A 23,198-nucleotide genomic window follows, 5' to 3' on the forward strand; every position below is an offset into this window, starting at 1 on the left:
GGCAGCCCCGCGCGGTCCACCTGGACGACGAGGCGCTGCGCGCGCTGGCCGACGCCGGGGTCGCCGAGGACTTCCTGCGCATCAGCCGGCCGATGCAGGGGCTGCGGCTGCTCGACGGCCGCCGGCGCCGCGGCGCACGACCGCGAGCCGGTGTTCTCGGCCGAGCTGGAGAACGTGCTCGTCGTCCTGGTGGCCGACCACGGTCCGCTGGCCGAGCGGCTCACCGTCCTGCCCGAACGGGTGCCGGGCGCCGTCCTGGGGACGGCGCCCGCGGTGCCGTGGACCCGGCTGGCCGAGGGCGTGCGGCAGGCCCGGCTGGCCGCGGAGCACGGCCGCACCTCCGGGGCCCCGGTGGCCTCGTTCGCCGACCTGGCCGGCCGGGGACTGTCCGCCCTGCTCGATCCGGAGACGACCGGCGCGTTCGCCGAGGCGGCGCTCGCCCCGCTCGTCGCCGCCGACCGGACCGGCCCGGGAGACCTGGTCGAGTCCCTGCGGGTGTGGCTGGCCGCCCACGGCCAGTGGGAGCCGGCCGCCGCCCGCCTGGGGGTCCACCGGCACACGCTGCGCAAACGGATCCGCCGGGCCGAGGATCTGCTCGGCCGCGACCTGGACTCCCCCGGCGTGCGGGCCGAACTCTGGCTGGCCCTGCACCCGCCGTCCTGACGAGGATTCCGTCGTCCTGACCTGCAATACTGGACTGATCAGCGGCCAGACGGCACGATGACGACTGGATCAGCAGGACAGTCGAACGAGAGGGACCTGTCGTGAGCGAGAAGCTCGAGCTGCGCAACTTCGTCGGCGGCGAGCACGTCGACACCGCCGACGGACGCCGGATGGACCTGGTCAACCCCGCGACCGGCGAGGTGTTCGCCACCGCCCCGGTGTCGACGGCCGAGGACATCGATCGCGCCTACAGCGCCGCGACGACCGCCTTCGAGGGCTGGCGGGACGCCACCCCCTCGGAGCGGCAGCGGGCGCTGCTGCGGCTGGCCGACGCGGTCGAGGAACACGCCGAGGAGTTGGTGGCGCTGGAGAGCCGCAACACCGGCAAGCCGATCGGGCTGACCACGAGCGAGGAGATCCCGCCGATGGCGGACCAGCTCCGCTTCTTCGCCGGCGCCGCCCGCACGCTGGAGGGCAAGGCCGCGGCCGAGTACATGGCCGGCTTCACCTCCTTCGTCCGGCGCGAGCCGATCGGCGTCGTGGGCCAGGTCACGCCGTGGAACTACCCGATGATGATGGCCGTCTGGAAGATCGCCCCGGCCATCGCGGCCGGCAACACCGTCGTCCTCAAGCCCTCCGACACCACGCCGGTGACCACGCTGCGGTTGGCCGAGCTGGCCGCCGACGTCCTGCCGCCGGGCGTGCTCAACGTCGTCTGTGGCGATCGCGACACCGGCCGGGCACTGGTGGAGCACCGGACGCCGCAACTGGTGGCGATCACCGGCTCGGTGCGCGCCGGCATGGAGGTCGCCGGCGCCGCGGCGAGGGACGTCAAGCGGGTGCACCTGGAGCTGGGCGGCAAGGCGCCGGTCGTCGTGTTCGACGACGCCGACCTGGAGGCGGCCGCCGAGGGCATCGCCACCGCCGGCTACTTCAACGCCGGGCAGGACTGCACCGCCGCGACCCGGGTGCTCGCCGGTCCCGGCATCCACGACGATTTCGTGGCCGCGCTCACCGAGCAGGCCCGGAACACCGCGACCACCTACGAGAAGGGCGCCCACGACGAGGACGCCATCGTGCCGCCGGTCAACAGCGCCAACCAGCTGGCGCACGTCACCGGCTTCCTCGACCGCGCGCCCGACCACGCCGAGGTGACGACCGGCGGGCGCCGGCAGGGCGACCGGGGCTTCTTCGTCGAGCCGACCGTCGTCGCCGGGCTGCGGCAGGACGACGAGATGGTGCAACGGGAGATCTTCGGGCCCGTGATCACCGTGCAGCACTTCACCGACGAGGACGAGGCGGTGCGCTGGGCCAACGGGGTCGAGCTCGGCCTGGCCTCCAGCGTGTGGACCAAGGACTTCGGCCGCGCCATGCGGATGAGCAAGCGGCTGGACTTCGGCTGCGTGTGGATCAACACCCACATCCCGCTGGTCGCCGAGATGCCGCACGGCGGCTTCAAGCACTCCGGCTACGGCAAGGACCTGTCGATGTACGGGTTCGAGGACTACACCCGCGTCAAGCACGTCATGGCCAACATCGAGAGCTGAGTGATCTGTCGGCAGCCCGGTCGAACACACGCCGAGCGCCCTCTCCCCATCCGGGAGGGGGCGCTCAGCGTGTATCGGTAGGAACCCGCTCAGGCCGAGTGCGGGGAACCCGGGCGGAACGGGCCGCCCCCAGGCCCGAGTTCCCCGCAGTCGGCGCCCGGTCCGGGCCTCGCGCGGATCACACCGCGATGCCGGTGAGGACCAGGACCCGCTCCTCGGTGAGGTCCTCCATCGCCGCGCGGACGCCCTCGCGCCCGGTGCCGGAGTCCTTCACCCCGCCGTAGGGCATCTGGTCGGCCCGGAAGCTCGGCACGTCGCCGATGACCACACCACCGACCTCGAGCACCTGCGCCGCCCGGAACGCGACCTGCAGGTCCCGGGTGAAGACGCCGGTCTGCAGCCCGAACCGGCTCGCGTTCACCCGGTCGAACGCCTCGTCGAGCGAGTCGACGGCATCCAGGACGACGACCGGCCCGAACACCTCCTCGCAGGACACCTTGGCGTCGGCCGGGACGTCGGTGAGCACCGTGGGCGGGTACGTGGCGCCGTCCCGGACGCCGCCGGTGAGCACGCGGGCGCCGGCGGCCACCGCCTCGTCCACCCAGGTCTCCACCCGCCGGGCGGCCGGCTCGTCGATGAGCGGCCCGACGTCGGTCGCCGGATCGGTCGGAGCGCCGGTGGTGAGCTTCTCGACGGCCTCGACCACGCGGTCGGTGAGGGCGGCGGCGACGTCCCGGTGGGCGAACACCCGCTGCACCGAGATGCAGGACTGCCCGGCCTGGTACATCGCGAAGGTGGCGATCCGGCTCGCCGCCCAGGCCAGCGACTCCTCGTCGCCCTGGTCCGGGCCGACGACCGCGGCGGCGTTCCCGCCCAGCTCGAGGGTGACGTGCTTGCGCGGCGCGGCCTCGCGGATCGACCACCCGACCGGCACCGACCCGGTGAACGACACCACCGGCAGCCGCGGGTCGCGGACCAGGTCGGCGGCGACCTCGTTGGGCACCGGCAGCACCGACCACGACCCGGCGGGCAGCTCGGTCTCGGCCAGGAGCTCGCCGAGCAGCAGCGCGGTCAGCGGCGTGGCCGGCGCCGGCTTGACGACGATCGGCGCGCCGGCCGCAATGGCCGGCGCCACCTTGTGGGCCACCAGGTTGAGCGGGAAGTTGAACGGCGCGATGCCGAGCACCGGCCCGCGCGGGACGCGGCGCACCAGCGCCATCCGCCCGGTCGCGGCGGGGTCGGTGTCGAGCCGCTGCAGGGAGCCCGACCAGCGGCGAGCCTCCTCGGCGCCCCAGCGGAACGTCGAGACGGCGCGGGCCACCTCCAGCCGGGCCCACTTCAGCGGCTTGCCGGACTCGGCGGTGATCAGCGCGGCCACCTCCTCGGTCCGCTCGGCCAGCCGCCGCGACACGGAGTCGAGAGCGGCGGCGCGCACGTGGGCGGGGAGGGCCGCACAGGCGGCGCGGGCACCGGCGGCGGCCGACACCGCGGCCTCGACGTCCTCGGCGGTCGCGGTCGTCGTCCGGCCCGCGAGGCCGCCGTCGAACGGCGAGCGCACCTCGACGACGTCGGTGCCGGTCGAGGTCCGGCCGGCGACCCAGTACGGAGTGGTCATTGCGTCCTCCTCAGGACGTGCGTGGGAGCTCCGCCCGCGAATCTCTCGGACGGCGCACGCCTCGGGCGAGGGACGGTGTGTCCACGCAACGGCCGACCGGACGCCGTCCTGGCACGAGGCCACCGGCGCCCCTCCCGCAGCGAGCGACCACGAGCAGATTTGGTCGTTCGACCAAAAGAGTGGCAGGCTGAGGCCGGTCGCCATCCCGTGTCTTTTTGAGGAAGTCCCGTGAGTCCGCTCCGTCGCTGGTCCGCTCTGGCGGTCCTGGCGCTACCGGTCCTGCTCATCAGCATCGACATGACGGTGCTCGGCTTCGCCGTCCCCGCCCTGACCGCCGACCTGGGCCCGACGTCGACCCAGCTGCTGTGGATCGTCGACATCTACTCCTTCCTGCTCGCCGGCCTGCTCGTGCTCATGGGCAACCTCGGCGACCGCATCGGGCGGCGCCGGCTGTTGATGACGGGCGCCGTCGCCTTCGGGATCGCCTCGGCGGTCGCGGCGTTCGCGACGACACCGGAGATGCTCATCGCGGCCCGGGCGCTGCTCGGCCTCGGCGGGGCGACGCTGATGCCCTCGACCCTGGCGCTGCTGCGTTCGGTGTTCCCCGACGCGCAGGAACGGCGCCTGGCCATCGCCGTGTGGGCGGCGGCCTTCTCGGGCGGTGCCGCGGTCGGGCCGATCGTCGGGGGGTTCCTGCTCGAGCACTTCTGGTGGGGCTCGGTGTTCCTGGTGAACACCCCGGTCATGGTCCTGCTGCTGGTCGGTGCCCTCGCGCTGCTGCCCGAGTCCCGCAACCCGCGGCCCGGACCGTTCGACGTGCTCTCCGCCGTCCTGTCGATCGCCGGCGTCCTGTCGGTGGTGTACGCGCTCAAGAGCTTCGCCGCGGACGGTGCGAGCGCGCCGGCGGCGGCGGCGCTCGCGGTCGGCTCGGGGCTGCTGTGGATCTTCGTGCGGCGGCAGCGCAGGCTGGCCGAGCCGTTGCTGGACCTGCGGCTGTTCCGGCACCGGGCGTTCTCCGTCGCGGTGACGACGAACCTGCTGACGGTCTTCGCCCTGCTGGGCCTGCTGTTCTTCCTGCCGCAGTACCTGATGCTCGTGCTGGGCACGAGTCCGCTGGTGGCCGGGCTGTGGATGCTGCCCCTCGCGGGAGCGACCGTCGCCGGGTCGCTGGCCGCCCCCTGGCTGGCCCGCCGGCTGCACCTGCGCTGGGTGATCGGCGGGGGGATGGCGCTGGCCGCGGCCGGGCTGGCGGTCGGCACGCAGCTCGGGGTCGACGGCGACCGGGCCGTGCTGGTCGCGGCCGGACTGCTCATCGGCACGGGGGTCGGCGCCGCCGAGGCGCTGACCAACGACGTCATCCTCGCCACGGCACCGCCCGAGCGGGCGGGTGCCGCGGCCTCGGTCTCCGAGACCGCCTACGAGTTCGGCGGAGCCATGGGGACGGCGGTGCTCGGCACCATCGGGCTGTCGGTCTACGCCGCCCACCTCGGTACGGTCGAGGGAGTGCCGGAGGGTGACGTCGATGCCGCCCGCGAGACCCTGGGCGGCGCGGCCGAGGTCGCCGCGCAGCTGCCGCCGGACACCGCAGCGGCCTTCCTGGCCGAGGCCGGACAGGCCTTCGTCGCGGGCATGGACGTCGTCCTGGTCATCGCCGCCCTGGTCGCCGCCTACGTGGCGGCGCAGGCCGTCGTCCTCCTGCGCGGCGACCGGGAGGCCACCGGACCGTCCGCGTCCGTCGAACCCCGGGCGGCAACGCCGGTGGCCCGGTGACGGCCGGCAAGCGCGCCCACCTGCCCGTCGAGCAGCGCCGGGCCCAGCTGGTGGCGGCCGCCATGCGGGTGATGCAGCGGGAGGGGGCCTGGTCGCTCACCACCCGGGCGGTCGCCCGCGAGGCCGGCGTCCCGCTCGGCGCGGTGCACTACGCGTTCGGCGCCAAGTCCGAGCTGGTGCGCGCGGTCTTCCAGGCCGACCGCGACCGGTCCACCGCGCTGCTCAGGCGGGCGGTGGAGGCCGGGGGCACCCCCGCCGAGGTCCTCACCCGCGCCCTGGTCGGGTACGTCGACAGCGTTCTCGCCGACCCCGGCGCCGAAATCGTGCTCCAGGAGCTGACCATGATGGGCGGCCGGGACGACGACCTGCGCGTCGCGGCCCGGGAGTCGACCGAGCAGTACCGCTCCGACGCCCGCGACCTGCTGCACCGCGTGGCCGAGGTCTCCGGGGGCACGTGGTCCGGCGACGTCGACGTGCTGGCGGAGTCGGTGCTCGGCCTGCTCTTCGGAGCGTCGGTGAACTGGCTGTGCACGGGGGACGACGCGCTCTTCCGCCGCTGCGCGGAGGACGCCGCCCGGACGCTCGCGGCCAGACTGACCTGAGCAAGGACCTCTTGCCCCCGCTCGCAGCTGGCCTCGCCCGGAGGCTCAGCCCGAGCTCGAGAGGAGCGAGGCCCGCATACCTGCACGGCGGCCGGGTCCTTCAGTCCGCGAACACCGCGCTCAGCGCGGCGGCGGCGTCCCGGTGGTCGCGGACCAGCCGCAGCCGGCCGCGACCGAGCCGGGCCAGGTCGCGACCCAGGTCGACGTCCCTCTCCCCCGAGACGTCCAGCAGCACGTCGAGCCGCGGCAGGCGGGCCGCGGTCGGCCGCGGGTCGGGCCCGGCGTTGTGCACGCAGTCGGACAGCAGCAGCACCCGGGCGTCCCGGGCCGGGACGCCGGCCAGCTGCGTCGCCGCGGTCTCCAGGGCGAAGGCGACGTTGGTCAGGCCCTGCGCCGGCACCCGCAGCAGCAGGTCGAGGACGGCGAGCGGCGCGACCTGCTCCCCCAGGCGGACCAGCACCGCGGCGTCGGACCAGAAGGCGACGACGGCGAGCCGGTCGCGGGCCAGCTCCCCGGCGAGCGCGCCCACCGCGGCCGCGGCGGTCCGCACCCGCTCGCCCTTCATCGAGCCGGAGACGTCGACGACGAGCACGACCGAGCGGCGCTGCCGCACCCGCTCGCGGACGACGATGTCGCGCTCCTCGGGGAACGGCGTGCCGGCCACGGCGTCGAGCGTCCGCTCGAGGTCGAGCTCGTCGGACCCGCCGCTCCACGGCAGGGAGGCCAGCTCCCCCACCCCGCGCCGGGGACGCCGGTCACGGGGCGGGCGCGGCACCGACAGCCGCCGCGCGATTCCCTGAGCCCGGCGGCGGATCTCCCGGTCGGCCGCCTCCTCGGTGGCGAGATCGGCCAGCGCGATCAGCTCGGCCGGCTCGCCCGTCGTCCCGGGCGCCGTCCCGCCGGGGCGCGTGGTCGCCGGGCGGTCCCGCCGCCGGTCGCCGGAGGACAGCGCGAGCCCTCCGCCGCCCGGCGCCGGCTGGTACAGCGCGGGCTGCTCGGTCAGCTGCTTGGGCCTGCGGCGCAGCGGCTTCAGCCCGCGCGGCGGCCCGGTCGTGCTGCGTCGGGTCACCGGGGAGTCGGCCTCGACGGCTCTTCAACCGGGCTGGGCCGCCGCGGGCCCGAGCAGGAAGTGGTCCTCCCAGATCTCGCGCAGCACCGCCTCGGGTGGGGCCTCCACCGTCTCGTCGAGGAAGACCCGGCCGGACAGCGCCAGCAGCAGCGCGTCGAGGACGACGTCGGTGTACTCCTCCGGCAGCCCGCGCGGCGGGTCGACCGAGGGCTCGTCGGGCAGCGGGACGTCGCGCATCGCCGCCAGCTGTGCCGCGACCAGCGCGAGGTCGATCGCGCCGCGGACGCTGCTGCCCTGCCGGACGTCGTCCCGCTCCCGGGTCGCCCGGGTGAGCGCCACGGCGTCGGCGACCAGCCGCGGGGACTCCACGCCGGTGCGGCGGCCGACGATGCCGCGCTCGGCCGCGGCGTCCTGGTAGCCGACGGCCAGCCGCACCAGCCGGTCGTGCACCGAGGTGGAGAGCCGGGTCGTGCCGATGGTGTCGTAGGGGTTCATCGAGGCGACCAACCGGAAGGTCGGCAGCGCCTCGACCGTGCCCACCCGGGGGACGGCGAGCCGCCGCTCGGCCATCGCGGTGAGCAACGTGTTGAGCGTGTCTTCCGGCGCCCGGTTGAACTCCTCGACGTAGAGGAACCCGCCGGCGCGCATCGCCTCGACCAACGGGCCGGGGACGAAGTTCTCGGGCGTGTAGTCCTCGCGCAGCACCCGCGCCGGGTCGTGGTGGCCGACCAGCCGGGTCGGGGTGAGGTCGGCGTTGCCCTCCACGAAGACGAGCGGCACGCCCCACTCGGCGGTGATCGCGCGCAGCAGCGTCGACTTCGACGTCCCGGGCGGGCCCTCGAGCAGGACGTCGCGGCCGGCGGCGACCGCGGCCAGCAGCAGGTCCAGCTCGCGCTCCCGGCCGACGAGGTGCCGGGCCACCCGGCGGCGGACCTCCCGGACCGAGGCGCTCTCCGCGCCGGTGACCCGTCGACCGGTGACGACCGGATCGCCCTCCACCGGTTCCGGCGTCGTCACTTCACCGTGAACCCGGCGTCGACCGGCAGGGTCACCCCGGTGATGTAGCGGGCCTCGTCGGAGACGAGGAACAGGATGGCGTTGGAGATGTCCACCGGGTCCACCCACGGCACCGGCAGCGCGTTGGTCGACCGGAAGATGGGCTCGGCCGACTCCCGGCTGGGGTCGGGCTCCTCGGGGTCGAACAGCCCCCAGGTCTTCGGGTTCTGGATCATCACCGTGTCCACACCGGTCGGGTGGACGGTGTTGACCCGGATCGAGTGCTGCGCGAACTCGTTGGCCAGCGTGCGCATGATCCCCACGACGCCGTGCTTGGCGGCCGTGTAGTGGATGGTGTTCGGCGTCCCCTTCAGCCCCGCGGTCGAGCTGGTGAGCACGATGGCGCCCCCGCGGCCGCCGTCGACCAGGTGCGGCAGCGCGACCTTGCAGGTGTTCCAGACGCCGGTGAGGTTCACGTCGATCATGTCCTGCCACGCCCGGTCGCTGAGCTCGAGCGCGGGGAAGATCTCGAAGACGCCGGCGTTGGCCAGCACGATGTCCACGCGCCCGAGCTGGGCGACCCCGTCGTCCAGCGCGGCCTTCAGCGCCGCGGCGTTGCGGACGTCGGCCTTCGTCGCGACGATCCGGCGGTCCAGCGCCTCGACCTGACGGACGGTCTCCGCGAGGTCGTCCTCGGTCGCCGCGGGGTACATCTCGATGGTGTCGACCGGGCCGCAGAGGTCGACCGCGATGATGTCGGCGCCCTCCTGGGCCAGCCGGAGCGCGTGGCTGCGCCCCTGACTGCGCGCGGCCCCGGTGATGAACGCGACCTTCCCCTCGACCCGTCCGGGCACGCGGTCCTCCCCTCGCTGGGTCCGCGCTCCACACGGTCGTCCGGACCGGGAGGGCAGCGGACGGTGACGTCGTCGGAGTGGGGGCCGGGGCCGGCACTGGGCTGCGACCTGGCTCACACCCGCTGACCCGGACGGTAATGACACCCGGTGCCACAAGGCAAGGGGCGGCGCCCGGTCAGGCCGGGGGCGGCTCCGGGGGCAGGAGGAGGTCGAGCATGCCGGCCAGCAGCCGATCGAGGTCCTCGTCCGGAACGGTGAGCCACTGCTCGTGCGCGGCGAGCGTGCCGGCGAGCACGGCGTGGCCGACGGCGACCGGGAACAGCGGGTCGGCGTGCGGGACCGTGCGGGCGTGGTCGGCGGCGAGGCGCCGCCACTCGGCCCACACCCGGGCGGCGTGCGCCTGCACCGCGGGCACGGTGAAGAACAGCTGCGCGCGGTGCAGCGCCCACTCCCGCTCGCCCGGGGGGATGCGCAGCGCCTCGACCACGGCGCGGGTGACCACCGTTCGGTAGGGCTCTCCGGGACGGGCCTCCGCCAGCCCCTCCCGCAGCCGCGCGAGCTCCCGCGGGGAGTCGGCGAACAGGACGTCGGCCTTGGTCGGGAAGTAGCGGAAGAACGTGCGCCGGCCGATCCCGGCCGCGGCGGCGATGTCCTCCACGCTGGTCTCGTCGAAGCCACCGGCCACGAACAGGCGCTGCGCCACCGCCGCCAGCTCGTGCGCGCTCGTCACCGCCGGCCGGCCACCCCGGTCGCTCGCCGGTACGCCTCGCTCTGCCACCCGGGCAGCCTGCCACGAGCCGCGCGCCATTCCTCTTCCGCTTGTGACACCGAGTGCCATAACGTGTGACGCACACCACTCCGGTCCTCGCCGGGGCCGCGACGAGGGAGGGTCCGTGGGACGGGTCGACGGCAAGGTCGCGTTCATCACCGGCGCCGCGCGCGGCCAGGGGCGCAGCCACGCGCTCCGGCTGGCCGAGGAGGGCGCCGACATCATCGCCGTCGACGTCTGCGAGCAGGTCGAGACCGTCCCGTACCCCACCGCCACCCCCGACGACCTGGCCGAGACCGTCCGCCAGGTCGAGGCGCTGGACCGGCGCATCGTCGCCGCCGAGGTCGACGTGCGCGACCTCGCGGGGCTGACCCGGGTGGTGGAGGACGGCGTCGCCCAGCTCGGCCGGCTGGACATCGTGCTGGCCAACGCCGGGATCTCCACGCCCGCGTCCACGCTGGAGATGGACGAGGAGACGTGGCAGACGATGATCGACGTCAACCTCACCGGCGTCTGGAAGACGGTCCGCGCGTCCGTACCGCACATCATCGCCGCCGGACGCGGCGGCTCGGTGGTCATCACCAGCTCGCTGGCCGCGATCTACGCCAACCCCGACACCGCGCACTACTCCGCGGCCAAGGCCGGACTGGTCATGCTCGCCAAGGTCATGGCCAAGGAGCTGGCGCCGCAGAACATCCGGGTCAACACGATCCACCCGACGACGGTGGCCACCGACATGATCCTCAACGAGCCCACCTACCGGCTGTTCCGCCCCGACCTGGAGAACCCGACCCGGGCGGACTTCGAGGAGGCGGCGCTGACCCTCAACGAGCTGCCGGTACCGGCGATCGAAGCGGTCGACATCTCCAACGCCGTCCTGTACCTCGTCTCCGACGACGGCCGCTACGTCACCGGCACCACCCACGTGGTGGACGCCGGCGGCCAGCTCTGAGAAAGGACCCCCTGCCTCCCACCACGCGCGAGCTCGCGGCGGGACCTGCAGGGGGGCCACCACCACCCCGAGGAGGAGAACCCCATGGGCATGCTCGAAGGCAAGGTCGCTCTCATCACCGGCGGCGCCCGCGGCCAAGGCCGTGCGCACGCCGCCACCTGCGCCCGCGAGGGCGCCGACGTGATCCTGGTGGACATCGCCGACCAACTGGAGACCGTCCCCTACCGGATGGCGACCCAGGACGACCTCGACGAGACCGTCGGCCAGGTCGAGGCCCTCGACCGCCGCGCGCTGGCCGTGACCGCCGACGTCCGCTCCCAGGAACAGCTGGACGAGGCGGTCCGCCGCGGGCTGGCCGAGTTCGGCCAGATCGACATCCTCATCGCCAACGCCGGCATCTGGACCCAGGGTGCGTTCTGGGAGCTGTCGGAGCAGTCGTGGGACGAGATGATCGGCGTCAACCTCACCGGCGTCTGGAAGTCGGCCAAGGCGGTCGCCCCGCACATGATCGAGCGGCAGACCGGGTCGATCGTCATCACCTCGTCGATCAACGGCCTGGAGCCGGGCCCGAACTACGCGCACTACGTGGCCGCCAAGCACGCCGTCGTCGGGCTGATGAAGAACATCGCACTCGAGCTCGCCCCGTACGGCATCCGCTGCAACTCGGTCCACCCCGGGGCGATCAGGACGCCGATGACCGCCCACCAGGGTGCGTACGACATGTTCGCCGGGCACGCGGGCGGCACGGAGGAGGACATGATCGAGGGTGGCTACTCGTTCCACGCCCTGAAGGGGACGACGTTCATGTCGCCCCAGGTCATCGCCGACACCGCGCTCTACCTGAACTCCGACCTGGCGGCCAAGGTCACCGGCGTCACCATCCCGGTCGACGCCGGCCACATGATCCTCCCCGGGGTCAACACCGCACCCGTGAAGTGAGCACCGTGACCGGGCGCGAGGCAGTCCGGTCGGAGTTCCGGTGCGCGTGCGGAAGGGGTGCCGACGCGCCCGGTCCGCATCGGCGGCATCGCCGCCACGGCACCGGGTAAGGGACGGGACATGGATCCCGTCTTTCTCGGCAAGGCCGGCCTGCAGGGCTGGCGAGCGAAGGTGGCCGACGCCGTCGCCGGCCCCGTCTCCCGCCACTCGGGTCTCTCGGCCGACCAGGTGCAGGCCGTCGTCGGCACGGCCTTCTTCGCGCTCTCCGTCGTGTACGTGGCCGGAACGCTCAAGAGGCTGACCGCGAGGACCTGACGCCGTCCCACGGGAGCCGCCGACCGTGGGAGCAGGCGTCCGCCTGCGGCGTCCTCCGCAGGGAGTCCCTGCCCTCCCCGGCTGCCGCGGGCCGTCCCGCGACGGCTGCGGTCCCGGACCGCGCCCTCCGGTAGCCGTGCCGGGTGCGTCCCTGCGCTGCCCGGTACGCTCGGTCGCGACACGGTGGCCGAACCGCTGCAGCCTTCCACGCCGGCTCCGACGGGCGGGCAGGGGAGGCAGGGAGCGAGCGCCCGGGAACGGATGGGCGCGCTGCGCCGCCGCGACGAGCAGCGAGGCCGCCGCCGGGCACGGAGCGGGCACGGCCGGAGAGGTGTTGTGTGGTCGTGGACCGGGGCGAGGAGCTGACGCGGCGCGTGGGGGACGCCGACGTGGTCCGCGGGGTCTTCGACCAGATGCCGATGATCATGGCCGTGTACGCCGGCCCGCAGCACACGGTCGTGGCGGCCAACGAGGCCCTCCGGACCTTCTTCGGCAGGGACGAGTTCGTCGGCCTGCCAATCCGCGAGGCCCTTCCCGAGCTGGCCGGTCAGCACGTCTACGAGATCCTGGACGAGGTGTACGCGACCGGCCGGACGCAGGTCGCGCGGGAGTGGCGTCTCCAGGTGGACCCCGGCAGGACCGGCGTCCTGCAGGAGGTCTACCTCGACTTCCACATGGCCCCCGCCCGGGCGGACGACGGCCGGGTCACCGGCGTCCTCACCTACGCCGCCGACGTCACCGAGCAGGTGCGGGCCCGTCAGGCGGCCCAGGAGCAGGCGGCCGAGGCCGAGCGACGCTACCGCGACGCCCGGGATGTCGTCACCGCGCTGCAGGAGGCGCTGCTGCCCACCGCCCTGCCGGTGCTGCCCGGTGCACGGATCGCGGCCCGCTACCTGGTGGCCGAACACGACCAGGTGGCCGGCGGGGACTGGTTCGACGCCATCCCCTGCGCCGACGGCGCCGTGGCGCTGGTCGTCGGCGACGTGGTCGGGCACGGGGTGGCCGCCTCCGCCGCGATGGGCCAGTTGCGGGCCGTCCTGGGCGACGCGCTGGCCACCGGCTGCCATCCCGTGGAGGCCCTGTCGCGGGCGGACGCGTTCGCGGCGAGGACCCCGTCACTGCACGCGACCACGCTGGCGCTGGTGGTGCTCGATCCGGCCACCGGGAGGCTGTGCTACAGCAGCTGCGGACAGCCTCCGCCGCTGGTCGTCGGCGCCGACGGGTCGACCCGGTTCCTCCCCGGCACCGGGAACGGGCCGCTGGGCACCGGCACCACGCCGACACTGGCCGTCGACACCCTCGCGCCGGGCGAGCTGGTCCTGCTCTACAGCGACGGGCTGGTCGAACGTCCCCATCGCACCATCGGCGACGGGATGGCCGAGCTGGCCAAGGTCGCCGCCGACGCCGCCGCCAACCGGGCCCTGCCGCTCGGGGCCGCACCGACCCCGACCGAACGGGTCTGCCAGCTCACCGTCGAGCTGCTGACCCGCACCGGCTACGACGACGACGTCACGACCCTCGCCGCCTACCGGCTCACCACTCCGACCCGGGACCTGGACGTCGAGGTGCCGACCACCAGGTCGAGCCTGCGGCAGCTGCGCCAGCAGCTCGACGACTGGCTCGACCGGCTCGACCCGACCGACGCCGACCGCGACGCGCTGACCTTGGCCGTCTGGGAGGCGATCGCCAACGCCGTCGACCACGCCTACCCGCCCGGCCAGCCCGGGCCCGTGCGACTGGAGGCGGCCCTACATGCCGGCGGGGTCGTCGAATGCCGGATCAGCGACCAGGGCCGGTGGCGGCCCCCCGACCCCGGAGTGACCCACCGGGGGCGCGGGCTGCTGCTCGCCGAGCGGCTCATCGACTTCCTGCGCGTCGACCACCCGTCGCACGACGACGCCCCGGACGGGCCCCGCGGCACCGTGGTGACGCTGCGCCACCGGCTGTACCGACCCGCCATGCTCGCCTCCGCCGCCGGCGCCCAGCCGGCCGCACCTGCGCTCCGGCCGCCGTTCGCCGTCGATGCCGACCACGACAGCGGCTCCCCGCGGCTGCGGGTCCGCGGTCCCATCGACATCGCCACCGCCGAGGAGTTCGGACGCCGGCTGTCCGCCGCCTCACGCGGTGGTGTCCTCCCGCTGACCGTCGACCTCACCGACGTCACGCACCTGGCCAGCGCCGGGGTGCAGACGCTGCACCGGATGCGCGACCAACTCGCCGCCCATCAGCAGGAGCTGGTCCTGGTCGCTCCACCGGGCAGCCCGGCGCACGCCGTCCTGGAGATCGTCCACCTGCCGCACACCGGCCGCTGACGCCGTCCAGGTGCCTCTCGCGCGCGAGAGGCACCTGGCTAGACGGGGCGCAGGACGAGCAGGGCGACGTCGTCCTCCGCGTCCCGGGCGAGGCGGTCGAGCAGCGCGTCGGACAGCTCTTCGGCCGACAGTGCCGGCAAGCCGGCGGCGGTGGCGGCCAGTCGCCGCAGCCCCGCGTCGAGCGGCTCACCGCGGCGCTCGATCAGCCCGTCGGTGTAGAGGACCAGTGCGGCTCCGGGGTGCAGGACGACGGTGTGGTCGGCACGCCCGGCCGCCGGGTCGACGCCGAGCAGCAGATCGGCTCGACGCTCCAGCAGCTCGACGGTGCCGTCGGGTCGGACGAGCAGCGGTGGCGGGTGCCCGGCGTTCGACCAGCGCAGGAGCCGCCCGCCGCGTGCGGCGCCGGCCCGGTGCCCGGCGACCTGGCAGAGGATCGCGGTGGCCAGTGTGGCGACGCCCAACCCGTCCAGCGCACGGTCCAGCGCCGAGAGCACCGCCGCCGGTGATTCCTCGAGGGTCTGGGCGACGCCGCGCAGGACGTTGCGGACCTGGGCCATCGCGGCGGTGGCGGTGCGGTCGTGCCCGGCGACGTCGCCGATGACCAGGGTGGTGGTCCCGTCGGGTGTGTGGAAGGCGTCGTACCAGTCCCCGCCGACCTGCGCCTGCTCGGCGGCGGGCTGGTAGCGCACCGCGATCGACAGGTCATCCGGCTGCGGCGGATTGGTCAGCAGGCTGCGCTGCAACGTCTCCGACAGCCGCCGCCCGGCCTCGGCGGCCCCCCGCTCGGCGTCGCGGGCCCGGATGCGCTCCAGGGCCTGGGCGGTGAGCGCGGCGAAGGTCTCCAGCAGCTCCCGGTCGGCCGGCCGCCACTCGTGCGGGACGTCGAAGGCCACCGAGAGGGACCCGAAGACCCGGCCGTCCGCGCGCAGCGGCACGGCCGCGGAGCCCTGGGTACGGGCCTGCGCGTACAGCTCCTCGCTGCCCGGGAACAACGCGACCGCGGCGGCCCGGTCGGGCAGGAAGTGCGCGGTCCCGGTCGCGATCGCGTGGATCATCGGCAGGGGGAAGTCCGCCGGCAGCTCGGCGACGTCGGCGCGGACCGGCTCGCCGAAGAAGCTGGTGGTCCAGGTGCGCACCTGCTTGCCCTCGGGGTCGGCCAGGCACAGCACGGCGCCCTGCGCGCCCAGCAATGTCACACCCTGGGCGGTGACGACCTGGAGCACCTCCAGGTGACTCTGTGCCTCGCCGAGGACCTGGGCGACCGCGACCAGCCCGGCCATGCGCTGCGCGTCCGCGGTCCGCTGCTCCGCGGCGTGACGCCGCTCGGTGACGTCGACATTGGTGCCGATCACCCGCACGACCTCGCCGGTGGAGTCGGTCACCGCCTGGCCGCGTGCGTACACCCAGCGGATCGTGCCGTCGGGCCAGACGACCCGGAACTCCACGTCGACGGTGCTGGCCGTCGCGATCGCCCCGGCCAGCGCCGCCTGCACCTGCGGCAGGTCCTCGGGATGGATCGGCTCCTCGATGTCGGTGACGAAGCCGGTGACCTCAGCCGGGTCGACGCCGAACATGGCCATGCTGCGCTCGTCCCAGACCAGGCCACCGGTGGCCAGGTCCCAGTCCCACAGGCCCAGGTGCGCGGCTTCCAGCGCCAGCCGCAGTCGTGCCTGCGTCAGCCGCTCGCCCGCGGAGAGATCGACGGGACCGTGCGCTCCACCGAGGTCGGCCGGACGGCTCACCGGCGACTCATCCGGGACCACCCCTGCAGCAGGATCACCCTGTCCCCCTCCCCCGACGGTCGGCCGGGACGCCGCCCCGGCGCCTCCCCCGTCCAGCTGAGCACCCGGCAGCGTGGCGCTGCGGCGGTGGCCCCGCGACCCCGCTCGTCGCGCCGCCGGAGCGGCTCGGACGGGAGCCTTGCGCTGGTGGGGACCTGCGTGTTGCCGCAACCCTACAAAGAGACCCCACCCACCCCGTCCACCACGCGGGCGCCACGACGACCCGGTGGAGCGGGCCGGCGTCGCCCGGCGGCCCTCGACGGCTCGTCCCCTCGTCTGCCCCGCCGCCGTCGACTGCAGCCGGCAACGCGTCGAGTCGGTGGACGCCGGTTCCCCGCAGGCGGCCGACCGGCGCGACCGCTGCACCGGCCGTCCCTTGCCCACCGCACGGTGCTGCCCGTCGTCGGTCGGCACCGGCGTGCCGCCGACCGGTCGCCGTACGACCACAGGTCCGGCCCTGCCGCACTGCTCGCCGTCACACGAGCGCCACGCAGACCGGCCCTGCGTGACGGCTCCGTGTCGGTGTCCCCGACTGCCGTTCGGTGTGGCGCCAGCCGGGCACGAGACATCCCGCACCCCTCGCTCCCGGGCAACGGTCCGGAGCGACCCGTGTCCCAGCCGGAGGACCCGATGCCGATCAGCCGCACCGCCGCGCGCCGGACACCCGACATCCCGGTGCTGTCGGATCAGTGACCTCCCGGCCCGAGACCGAGGGTCGGCGCTACTGCACGTCCCGTCCAGGACGCCGCGTACCCCGTCCGGAGGTCGGCCCAGGAGGCCCGGCTCGGCCGGCCGGGTTCCCTCCGGTGTCTCGTCCGGGGCCGGCTCGCGTGACCAGGCTGTTGGTCACCCTGCTCGCCCTGGTGCTCGTGACCGGGTGCGGCCTGTCGGCGAGCGGACCGGTCGAGCGGGTGTCCGTGCCGACCCCGCCCCCCGATCCTGCCGGTCCCCCACTGGGCGGTGGGTGGAAGGAGATCGCGGTCTACTTCGTGCACGACTCGCGCCTCGAGGCGGTCCCCCGCCGGGTCGCCGAACGGCGGCCGCAGACGGCGGTGGACCTGCTGCTGGCCGGGCCGACGCGGACCGAGGTGTTGGCCGGGCTGCGGACCGCGCTCTCACCGCAGGATCTGGTGGTGCTGTCCGGCCCCGAGGTCGCCGGGACCGTCACGGTCGCCGTCGGCCGGGAGTTCGCCGGCATCGCCGGCACCAACCAGCTGCTGGCCGTGGCCCAGGTGGTGTGGACGGTGACCCAGTTCCTGCACGTGGATCGGGTCTGCTTCACCCTGGACGGCGCCTTCGTCGAGGTGCCCACCGACGCCGGCCTGAGCGACCAGCCGGTGAGCCGGGCGGACTATCTCTCGGTCGCGCCCCGGCCGGGTGACCCGGAGACGACCGCGCCGGCGGACACCACTCCCGCGGAGCGGTCCAGCGGGTGACCGCTCCGCAGCGGCACGCCTCCTCCCGCACTCCCGGGACGCCGCGAGCGGCGAACAGATGGTGATGCCGGACGAACGGACGCTGCCCGGGACGGGGACGCGGGAGAGCTCTCCTCCCGTCCGCCGGGCGCTGGAGATCCCCCCGGGATGCGTCCCCGACTCCCTGCCGACCCATGGGCACGAGGTCCGCCCCGCCCACCGGCCCGACGGCGCCCGCACGGCCTCGGGGCGACGGCAGACGACGGGGCGGCAGACGACGAGGCGGCAGACGACGGAAGGCACCCGGCCGGGGTCCGGCCGGATGCCTCCCGGACTGGACCGCTGTCCACCGGGCCGTGGCAGCGGGCCGCCCGCCTCAGCGGCGGCGCGGGGGTTCGTCCGTGGTGACCGGGACCTCACGCGTCCGGTCGACCGGCTCCGGCTCGACGACGTAGTTCTCGGTCACGGTCGCCCCCGTGGCGGGGCGGGCCGGGGCCGCGGTCGTCACCTGCTCGGAGTTGCGGCTCTCGCGTTCGGCCTCGACGACCGGACGCCGCATCTTGCCGCCCAGCAGGCCGCCCACGGCGGCCAGGACCAGCCCGGCCAGCAGCGACCAGAAGCTCACCCACAGGGCGGTCTCCACGGTGAAGCCGCCGCCGCCCGCGCCCAGCGCCCCGCCCACGGTCGTCTGACCCTCCTGGAGACCTGCGCCCAGCTGGGTGGTCAGGTTGACCGCACCCGGGATGAGGGCGGTCAGGGACAGGATGAACAGCAGGCCCCAGGCGGTCAGCCCGTTGGCCACGCCCGCCCCGGCACCCCGGGGGCCGGAGAAGTAGCCCGCGAGGAAGCCGGCCAACATGAGGGCGACGGCGGCGGTGACACCGATGAACCAGCCGATGTTGCCGCTGACCCAGCCGTCACCTCCGTCGACGCTGTACGCCAACGCCAGCCACAGCGCATTCATGAGCGCGAAGAAGCCCAGCGCGATGACGACCCCGGCGACGACCGGTCCCCACCGGACCAGGTCGGTGATCCGCCCGGGCGTCCGGACGTCGTCCACGATGTTCGAGGCCATGCTCAGTCCCCCTCGTGTGGTGGATCAGGTCTGCGTCACTCGGTCATCCCACGGGCTCCTCCTCGAGGGGCTCCTCCTCGAGGGGCTCCTCCACGACGCCCTCCTCGAGGGGCTCCTCCTCGCCGCAGGCGGCCATGGTGAACGACGCCGCGGCGATGGCGATGCCGGCGGCGGCCGAACGCCACCGGTTGCGACGGGTGGGCAGGGCGGTGCGGCTCATGGCTCTCCTTCGGATTGGCCGGCCAGGACCGGTCACGAATCAGTTCCGCTCTGCACCTGCCCCCGCCCCGGGCACTCATCCGCACAGCGGAGGACCGTCATGCAGCCGTAACACGGGCGCAACGGCGCCATGCTCCACGCCGCGGAGGCCGCCCCGGGCATCTCCGATGCGTTCAGCAGGACGCCGGGCGGACCCGCAGGATGCGCAGGCCGGTCCTCGGTGCTGCGGGTGTCCACGCCGAGGTCCTGCAGGGGGACCTCGTAGGTCATCGCCGTCGTCAGCAGCCGGACGGCCCGCTCCAGCAGGCCGAAGGTCAGCCACTCCCCCCGCACAGCGGTGGGTGGTCCGGTGGTCGCCGCCCCCCTGCGGGACGAGGGTGAAGGGGTCGGGCACAGCATGTCGACCACAGGCCGAGGACCCCGGCACCCGGCCCGGGTTCCGACCGTGCCGCGGGAGGTCCACGGCTCGCCGCCGCCTACGCTCCGCGCCATGGTCGGAGCACGGGGCCCCCACCACCGGAACGCCCCCGCAGCCGCGCCCGGCGGCGATCCCGGTGACCCGGAGGTTGCCCGCGCCGTGGCGGAGGCCCGTCGGGCGTTCCCGCGGTGGGCCGACACGCCGGTCGCCGAGCGACAGCGCCACCTCGCCGAGCTGCGCCGGGTCCTGGTCGACCGGGCGGACACCGTCGTGGCCACGGTGAATGGCGAGACCGGTCGGCTCCCGGCGGACGTGGTGGTGGCGGAGGTGCTGCACGCGGCGGCCCACGTGGACTGGCTCGCCCGCTCCGCCGGGCGCGCCCTGGCCGGCTCCCGGGCCGTGGCCTGGCCACTGCTCGCCAAGCGGACCGAGGTCCACCACCGGCCCCGCGGCGTGGCCGCCGTCCTGTCCCCGTGGAACTACCCCTTCCTGCTGGCCCTGCTCCCCACCGTCACCGCCCTGGCGGCCGGCTGCACCGTCGTCCTCAAGCCCTCCGAGCGGACCCCTGCCGCCGGCGACCTCGTCGCCACCCTGCTCACCGAGGCCGGCTTCCCCGACGGCATGGTCCAGGTCGTGCACGGCGGCGCCGAGGTGGGCGAGGCACTGGCGGCCGCCGACGTGGACGTCGTCTCGCTGACCGGCTCTCCGGCGACGGGACGGCGGGTCGCCGAGCTGGCCGCCCGGCGGCTCACCCCGGTCGTCGCCGAGCTCGGCGGCAACGACGCCATGGTGGTGCTCGACGACGCCGACCTGCGCCGGGCGGCGCGCGCGGCAGCGTGGGGAGCCTGCTTCAACGCCGGGCAGTCCTGCGTGGCGATCGAGCGCTGCTACGTCGTCGACACCGTGCACGACCGCTTCGTCGCCGAGCTGGAGCGCGCCTTCGACGACCTGTCCGTGGGCGGCGGGGACCGCCGCGACGTCGGCCCGATGGTCCTGCCCGGGGCCGCGGCGCGGCTGGCCGGACAGGTGCGCGCGGCGGTGGCCGCCGGTGCGCGGCTGCACCGCGGCGGGTCGCCGGTCCGCCGGGGCGGCCACGAGTACCTCGAGCCCACCCTGCTCAGCGCCGTCCCCCCGGACGCCGCCATCGTCCGCGAGGAGTCCTTCGGCCCGGTGCTGCCGGTGCTGTCGGTCCCGGACGAGGAGACGGCGGTGGCGATGGTCAACGACTCGCCGTACGGCCTGTCCGCCTCGGTGTGGACGGCGGACCGGGACCAGGGCCGGCGGATCGCCGCGCGCCTGCGGGTGGGGGCGGTGGCCGTGAACGACTGCCTGGTCAACTACGCCGCGCCGGGTCTGCCCTTCGGCGGGCGCGGCGCGTCCGGGACCGGCCGGCAGGGCGGCGTCGAGGGGCTGCGGGCCTACTGCTACAGCCAGACGGTCACCGACGGCTGGGTCAACCCTCCCCGGGAGCTGCAGTGGTTCCCCCGCCTCGCCGGGGCGCGGACGTGGGCCGGCGCGGCTCGCCTGCTGTACGGCCGGGGTCGCCGAGCCGGGCACGCACCCGCTGCTCGGCCGCGGTGATCGGGTCGTCGCCGCCGATCACGCTCTCCAGCACCGCGAGGATCGGATAGCCCTGCGCCTCCTCCTCCTGCAGCTGCCGGGCGAAGCCGCCGGAGCGGATCTGCTCGAGCACGTCGCGGAAGTGGCGCTCCATCGCCTCGCCGTCCAGCCCGAGCGTGCCCTGGAAGCCGCCGTACATCGCCACCAGGCCGTGCGAACGCACCGACTCGAAGAACCCGGCGGTGGCCATGGTCGTGATCGTGCGGGCCATCTCCCCGGACATGTAGAGCTCGCAGACCAGTGCCTCGGGCGGCAGCCCGGCCGCCACGCCGACCCGGAACGCGGTCTGGAAGGCGACCCCGAGGTAGGGGCCGACGCTCTGCTCGACGAACAGGTCCAGCGTGGCCTCCTGCTCGGCCGAGAGCCGGATCGCGCCCCGCCGCAGCGAGCCGACCGCCGCGGTGAGCGCCAGCAGCCGCTCCTCGGCCCGGCCGGTCGCGTCCTGCTCCACGCAGACGTAGCTGAGGAAACCGGTGCCGTCCCGGTAGGCCGACCGCACCTCCTCCCCGAGCATCCGCGGGGCGAGCAGCAGCACGTCGACGTCGGCCGGCGGCCGGACCAGGCCGTAGGCGAGGACGTAGCCGGAGGCGAAGCAGAGCGCCGTCCCCTCCCGCAGCCGCGGGCGGACCTCGACGTCGAAGACCCGAGGGATCACCTCGTCGGGCAGCAGCAGGTAGACCACGTCCGCGGCGCTCACCGCATCCCCTGGGTCGGCGACGGCGAACCCCTCCTCGCGGGCCCGCGCCCGGTACTCGTCGTCGACGTTGCCGACGGTCACCGCCAGGCCGCTGTCGCGCAGGTTGAGCGCCACGGAGCGGCCGAGGTTCCCGTAGCCGAGCACCGCGACCGAAGCGCCGGTCAGTGCCTCGGGCCGGGCGTCGGACTCCCGGTAGAAGACGGTCTGCTGGGTCATCGTCCCCTCCTCCCTCACGCGCCGGTCACCGCGCGCAGGCTCTGCCGCAGCGACCCCACGGTGGCGAGCACGGCGCTGGGCTCGTAGCCGCAGTGGGCCATGCAGTTGGCGCAGCGCGCATCCCGGCCCGGGCCGTAGCTCTCCCAGTCGGTGGTCTCCAGCAGCTCCCGATAGGTCGCGGTGTACCCGTCGGCCATCAGGTAGCAGGGGCGCTGCCACCCGAACACCGAATAGCTGGGAATGGCCCAGGCTGTGCAGGAGAAGTCCACCCGGCCCTCGAGGAAGTCGAGGAACAACGGCGAGTGGTTGAGCCGCCACCGCCGGCGCCGGCCTCCGGCGAAGGCCTCCCGGAACAGCGCGGTCGTGTCCCGGCGCCCGAGGAAGTGCTCCTGGTCCGGTGCCTTCTCGTACGCGTAGGCCGGGGAGATCATCATCTGGTCGACGCCGAGGTCGTCGTTGAGGAAGTCGAGCACCTCGCGGACGGTGGTCGGGGTGTCGGTGCTGAAGAACGTGGTGTTGGTGGTGACCCGGAACCCCCGCTCCTGCGCCGCGCGGATCGCCGCGCAGGCCGCGTCGAACACCCCTTCCTTGTCCACCGAGGCGTCGTGGCGCTCCCGCAGTCCGTCGACGTGCACCACCCAGGCGAAGTACGGCGACGGGGTGAACAGGTCCAGCTTCTTCTCCATGAGCAGCGCGTTGGTGCACAGGTAGACGAAGCGCTTGCGGGCGACCAGTTCGCGCACGAGCTCGCCGATCTCCGGATGGATCAGCGGCTCGCCGCCGGCGATGGAGACCATCGGCGCGCCCGACTCGGCCACCGCGTCGAGCGCCTGCTGCACGGGCATGCGCCGCTTGAGCACGGACGCGGGGTGCTGGATCTTGCCGCAGCCGGCGCAGCTGAGGTTGCAGGCGAACAGCGGCTCGAGCTCCACCAGCAGCGGGAACTTCTCCCGACGGCGCAGTCGCTGGTGCAGCAGGTGGGCGCCGACGCGGGCGCTCTGGCGCAGGGGTACGGGCACGGATCAGGTCTCCTTCGAGGGAATGGGGGACGGCGACGGAGCGGCGGACGCCCAGGCCGCCAGTGCAGGGGCCGCGGTGGCGAGGACCCGACAGGCCGTGCGGAGCGCCGCCGGCAGCCCGGGGCGCAGCAGCTCGGCGTCGGCGCTGTCGAGGACCACGCGAACCACGGCGAGATGCCGGCCGGCGGCGAGCCGGGCCAGCCAGGCGCTCTCCATGTCGACGGCCAGGGCGCCGTCCCCTGCGGCGTCCGCCCGTCGGCGGCCGACCACCGGGCGGGGCACCGACCGGACCGGCCCGGTCCGGACGGTCAGGCCGCGCTCGGCCAGGGCCTCGG

General features: G+C 74.6%; 20 protein-coding genes and 2 pseudogenes. 10 read left to right on the forward strand and 12 right to left on the reverse strand.

Translation table 11 applies throughout. The features are described 5' to 3' along the window. The first annotated feature begins 150 nt into the window (after positions 1-150). The gene (locus tag E4P41_RS16780) at positions 151-663 is read left to right on the forward strand and encodes a helix-turn-helix domain-containing protein (protein WP_209307764.1); all 513 of its coding nucleotides are present in this window, start codon (positions 151-153) and stop codon (positions 661-663) included. Between the two features lie 101 nt (positions 664-764). Next, positions 765-2,210, forward strand: coding sequence for a gamma-aminobutyraldehyde dehydrogenase (locus E4P41_RS16785; RefSeq protein WP_135142408.1), 1,446 nt, complete (start codon positions 765-767; stop codon positions 2,208-2,210). 178 nt (positions 2,211-2,388) lie between these two features. On the opposite strand, the gene E4P41_RS16790 is transcribed toward E4P41_RS16785, so the two are convergent. Further along, a complete protein-coding gene (locus tag E4P41_RS16790; RefSeq protein WP_135142409.1) occupies positions 2,389-3,825 on the reverse strand; it encodes an aldehyde dehydrogenase family protein in 1,437 nt (478 codons plus the stop codon). A gap of 228 nt (positions 3,826-4,053) precedes the next feature. On the opposite strand from E4P41_RS16790, the gene E4P41_RS16795 reads away from it, so the two are divergent. After that, the gene (locus E4P41_RS16795; RefSeq protein WP_135142410.1) at positions 4,054-5,595 is read left to right on the forward strand and encodes an MFS transporter; all 1,542 of its coding nucleotides are present in this window, start codon (positions 4,054-4,056) and stop codon (positions 5,593-5,595) included. Beyond that, positions 5,592-6,197, forward strand: a complete 606-nt coding sequence (locus E4P41_RS16800; RefSeq protein ID WP_135142411.1) for a TetR family transcriptional regulator — start codon at positions 5,592-5,594, stop codon at positions 6,195-6,197. The genes E4P41_RS16795 and E4P41_RS16800 overlap by 4 nt, the downstream gene beginning before the upstream one ends. 100 nt (positions 6,198-6,297) lie before the next feature. Here the strand turns inward: E4P41_RS16800 and E4P41_RS16805 are convergent, their stop codons facing one another. From E4P41_RS16805 to E4P41_RS16820, 4 genes are all read right to left on the reverse strand, one after another. Continuing rightward, positions 6,298-7,266 carry a vWA domain-containing protein gene (locus E4P41_RS16805; RefSeq protein WP_245177426.1) on the reverse strand — a complete coding sequence of 323 codons (969 nt, stop codon included), beginning with the start codon at positions 7,264-7,266 and terminating at the stop codon, positions 6,298-6,300. Between the two features lie 24 nt (positions 7,267-7,290). Continuing rightward, positions 7,291-8,283 (reverse strand): MoxR family ATPase, encoded by a 993-nt coding sequence (locus E4P41_RS16810; protein ID WP_245177427.1) that lies wholly within the window; start codon positions 8,281-8,283, stop codon positions 7,291-7,293. Further along, complete coding sequence (locus E4P41_RS16815) at positions 8,280-9,116, reverse strand: mycofactocin-coupled SDR family oxidoreductase (protein ID WP_135142412.1); 837 nt, start codon at positions 9,114-9,116, stop codon at positions 8,280-8,282. Before E4P41_RS16815 ends, E4P41_RS16810 begins: the two co-directional genes overlap by 4 nt. 175 nt (positions 9,117-9,291) lie before the next feature. Continuing rightward, the gene (locus E4P41_RS16820; RefSeq protein ID WP_245177428.1) at positions 9,292-9,846 is read right to left on the reverse strand and encodes a TetR family transcriptional regulator; all 555 of its coding nucleotides are present in this window, start codon (positions 9,844-9,846) and stop codon (positions 9,292-9,294) included. Positions 9,847-10,009: 163 nt separating this feature from the next. Between E4P41_RS16820 and E4P41_RS16825 the strand changes: the two genes are divergently transcribed. From E4P41_RS16825 to E4P41_RS16840, 4 genes are all read left to right on the forward strand, one after another. Then, positions 10,010-10,837 (forward strand): mycofactocin-coupled SDR family oxidoreductase, encoded by an 828-nt coding sequence (locus E4P41_RS16825; RefSeq protein WP_135142414.1) that lies wholly within the window; start codon positions 10,010-10,012, stop codon positions 10,835-10,837. Positions 10,838-10,921: 84 nt separating this feature from the next. Further along, positions 10,922-11,776, forward strand: coding sequence for a mycofactocin-coupled SDR family oxidoreductase (locus E4P41_RS16830; RefSeq protein WP_135142415.1), 855 nt, complete (start codon positions 10,922-10,924; stop codon positions 11,774-11,776). A gap of 120 nt (positions 11,777-11,896) precedes the next feature. Then, positions 11,897-12,091, forward strand: coding sequence for a hypothetical protein (locus E4P41_RS16835; RefSeq protein ID WP_135142416.1), 195 nt, complete (start codon positions 11,897-11,899; stop codon positions 12,089-12,091). 344 nt (positions 12,092-12,435) lie between these two features. After that, on the forward strand, positions 12,436-14,403 hold the full coding sequence (locus E4P41_RS16840) for a SpoIIE family protein phosphatase (protein ID WP_135142417.1): 1,968 nt from the start codon (positions 12,436-12,438) through the stop codon (positions 14,401-14,403). 38 nt (positions 14,404-14,441) lie between these two features. On the opposite strand, the gene E4P41_RS16845 is transcribed toward E4P41_RS16840, so the two are convergent. After that, entirely contained in the window at positions 14,442-16,145 is a 1,704-nt protein-coding gene (locus tag E4P41_RS16845) for a GAF domain-containing SpoIIE family protein phosphatase (RefSeq protein WP_135142418.1), read from the reverse strand. A gap of 869 nt (positions 16,146-17,014) precedes the next feature. Here E4P41_RS16845 and E4P41_RS16850 point away from each other — a divergent pair. Then, positions 17,015-17,620 (forward strand): GerMN domain-containing protein, encoded by a 606-nt coding sequence (locus E4P41_RS16850; protein WP_167761136.1) that lies wholly within the window; start codon positions 17,015-17,017, stop codon positions 17,618-17,620. A gap of 355 nt (positions 17,621-17,975) precedes the next feature. On the opposite strand, the gene E4P41_RS16855 is transcribed toward E4P41_RS16850, so the two are convergent. Genes E4P41_RS16855 through E4P41_RS16860 form a run of 3 tightly spaced genes read right to left on the reverse strand, consistent with a single transcriptional unit; the run spans position 17,976 to position 19,226 of the window. After that, positions 17,976-18,674, reverse strand: a complete 699-nt coding sequence (locus tag E4P41_RS16855) for a hypothetical protein (protein WP_135142420.1) — start codon at positions 18,672-18,674, stop codon at positions 17,976-17,978. A 43-nt stretch (positions 18,675-18,717) separates the two neighbouring features. Next, positions 18,718-18,894: a hypothetical protein gene (locus tag E4P41_RS22270; protein WP_167761137.1), complete on the reverse strand. Its 177-nt coding sequence runs from the start codon at positions 18,892-18,894 to the stop codon at positions 18,718-18,720. A gap of 32 nt (positions 18,895-18,926) precedes the next feature. After that, positions 18,927-19,226, reverse strand: coding sequence for a hypothetical protein (locus tag E4P41_RS16860; RefSeq protein WP_135142421.1), 300 nt, complete (start codon positions 19,224-19,226; stop codon positions 18,927-18,929). Positions 19,227-19,383: 157 nt separating this feature from the next. Here E4P41_RS16860 and E4P41_RS23405 point away from each other — a divergent pair, with 157 nt between their 5' ends. After that, the gene (locus tag E4P41_RS23405) at positions 19,384-20,892 is read left to right on the forward strand and encodes an aldehyde dehydrogenase family protein (RefSeq protein WP_245177429.1); all 1,509 of its coding nucleotides are present in this window, start codon (positions 19,384-19,386) and stop codon (positions 20,890-20,892) included. A gap of 31 nt (positions 20,893-20,923) precedes the next feature. Here the strand turns inward: E4P41_RS23405 and E4P41_RS16870 are convergent. The 3 genes and pseudogenes from E4P41_RS16870 to E4P41_RS16880 form a co-directional block, all read right to left on the reverse strand. Further along, positions 20,924-21,844 (reverse strand): annotated as a pseudogene (locus E4P41_RS16870) (NAD(P)-binding domain-containing protein); the annotation flags it as partial. A gap of 14 nt (positions 21,845-21,858) precedes the next feature. Beyond that, positions 21,859-22,863: an adenosyl-hopene transferase HpnH gene (gene hpnH / locus E4P41_RS16875; RefSeq protein ID WP_135142424.1), complete on the reverse strand. Its 1,005-nt coding sequence runs from the start codon at positions 22,861-22,863 to the stop codon at positions 21,859-21,861. A gap of 3 nt (positions 22,864-22,866) precedes the next feature. After that, positions 22,867-23,198 (reverse strand): annotated as a pseudogene (locus tag E4P41_RS16880) (hypothetical protein); the annotation flags it as partial.

It is taken from the genome of Geodermatophilus sp. DF01-2 (genome assembly GCF_004571065.1).
Lineage (GTDB): Bacteria > Actinomycetota > Actinomycetes > Mycobacteriales > Geodermatophilaceae > Geodermatophilus.